Source organism: Pantoea sp. ACRSC (genome assembly GCF_022346785.1).
Classification (GTDB): Bacteria; Pseudomonadota; Gammaproteobacteria; order Enterobacterales; family Enterobacteriaceae; genus Pantoea; species Pantoea alvi.
The window spans coordinates 1-686 of the sequence record NZ_JAKRNN010000057.1 but is presented as its reverse complement, the minus strand read 5'-3'; the positions used below and the strand labels follow the sequence as shown (position 1 = coordinate 686).

Below are 686 nucleotides of genomic sequence, written 5' to 3'. Positions count from 1 at the left end.
TGCTCTTTAACAATCCGGAACAAGCTGAAAATTGAAACGACGCCCTGCGTTCATTCCCCGTAAACAGGAATAGAAGGCAGCGCGTTCGAGTCTCTCAATTAATCACATCCGCGACGTCGCAAGACGCCTGTGGGTTGTGAGGTTAAGCGACTAAGCGTACACGGTGGATGCCCTGGCAGTCAGAGGCGATGAAGGACGTGCTAATCTGCGAAAAGCGCCGGCAAGGTGATATGAACCGCTACAGCCGGCGATGTCCGAATGGGGAAACCCAGTGTGTTTCGACACACTATCGCAACATGAATACATAGTGTTGCGAGGCGAACCGGGGGAACTGAAACATCTAAGTACCCCGAGGAAAAGAAATCAACCGAGATTCCCCCAGTAGCGGCGAGCGAACGGGGAGCAGCCCAGAGTCTGAATCAGCTTGTGTGCTAGTGGAAGCGTCTGGAAAGTCGCAGGGTACAGGGTGATACTCCCGTACACGAAAGCACACTTGCTGTGAACTCGAAGAGTAGGGCGGGACACGTGGTATCCTGTCTGAATATGGGGGGACCATCCTCCAAGGCTAAATACTCCTGACTGACCGATAGTGAACCAGTACCGTGAGGGAAAGGCGAAAAGAACCCCGGCGAGGGGAGTGAAACAGAACCTGAAACCGTGTACGTACAAGCAGTGGGAGCCTCTTT

At 53.4% G+C, this 686-nt stretch carries 1 rRNA gene; it reads left to right on the top strand.

The features are described 5' to 3' along the window. Window positions 1–140 precede the first annotated feature (140 nt). Window positions 141–686: ribosomal RNA gene (locus MHZ97_RS22270) — 23S ribosomal RNA — on the top strand; the annotation flags it as partial.